At 64.5% G+C, this 1211-nt stretch carries 1 protein-coding gene and 1 pseudogene; both read right to left on the bottom strand.

Annotated features, from left to right (window positions below; translation table 11 throughout):
* Window positions 1–313 (bottom strand): annotated as a pseudogene (locus tag AACS18_RS13315) (putative 2-aminoethylphosphonate ABC transporter permease subunit); the annotation flags it as partial.
* A partial coding sequence (locus AACS18_RS13310; RefSeq protein WP_108612470.1) for an ATP-binding cassette domain-containing protein occupies window positions 310–1211 on the bottom strand: 902 nt, incomplete at its 5' end. The pseudogene AACS18_RS13315 and the gene AACS18_RS13310, both read right to left, overlap by 4 nt.

Raw genomic sequence — 1211 nt, 5'->3', positions numbered from 1 at the left:
TCACCACCAGCGCGGTGATCAGCACCCCGAGCCAGAGGGTGTTGCCTATGGTGCGGCCCAAATGAGGGGAGTCGAAGTAGGCGCTGAAGTTGGCAAGGCCCACCCAGAGGCCGTTCTCATCCTGCAGGCTCTTTTGCAGCATGGTGAGCAGTGGTAGTAGCAGACCGCCAGTGAGCAGGGCAATACCTAGCAGAAGCAGGATCAGTTGCAGCAGCTGATCCCGACTCCAGCCACGACGCAGCCGCTGCCAGCGTGCGTCTTGGCGGGCTGTCGCTGGTGGCAGCAGGGAGGAGTTCGTGAAGGGGGCTGTCATGGGCGCTCTCCTTCAAACAGCTGCATCGCTCCGGCGGGCCAGTGCAGCGAGCAGCGCATGCCGCTGCGCCAGCCACCCTGTTCGCGGTTGGGCTGCTCGTGGGTCGGACGCTCCACCAGAATTTGCTGCGGGCCCAGATAGGTGTCGGCGGTGCAGATCAGGCGCTGGGCGGCGCCGAGAAACTCCACCTGATCGATCTGTGCTTCGATGCCGTGCTGGCCAAGATAAGGCTCGCTCGGCGCACTTAGCGTGATCGCCTCGGGGCGGATCGCCACCTGCAATTTGCTGCCCGCCACTGCCCGGTTGGCGAGTGTCAGCGGTTGTTCGTTAAGGCGCACCTGAGTGGGGCTAAGCACCAGGGTGTCGAGGAAGTTCATGGTGCCGACAAAGCTAGCCACGAAGCGGCTGGCAGGCTGGTGGTAGATCTCCTGCGGGGTGCCCACCTGTACGATGCGGCCGCCCTCCATCACCACGATGCGATCGGCCATGGTCAGCGCCTCTTCCTGATCGTGGGTCACCATGATGGTGGTGATGCCAAGGCGCTGCTGCAGGGCGCGGATCTCGCTGCGAAGGTGGGTGCGCACCAGCGCATCCAGCGCGCTGAGCGGTTCGTCCAGTAGCAGCAGGCCGGGGGAGAGGGCTAGTGCCCGGGCCAGCGCCACTCGCTGCTGCTGGCCGCCGGAGATCTGGCTCGGGTATTTGTGGGATTGGGCAGTGAGATCCACCAGCCCCAGCCAGTGATCGACCCGCGCCTTGATAAGATCCCGCGCCAGCCCCTGATTCTCAAGGCCGAAGGCGATGTTCTGGGCCACCGTCAGGTTGGGGAAGAGGGCATAGGACTGAAACACGATGCCAAAATCGCGCTGCTGGGGCGGCAGCAGGGAGATATTGCGCCCCC

It is taken from the genome of Aeromonas sp. HMWF015, assembly GCF_963878965.1.
Taxonomy (GTDB): domain Bacteria; phylum Pseudomonadota; class Gammaproteobacteria; order Enterobacterales; family Aeromonadaceae; genus Aeromonas; species Aeromonas veronii.
Note: the sequence above shows the minus strand (reverse complement) of the source record. Positions and strands in the feature narration are given on the sequence as shown.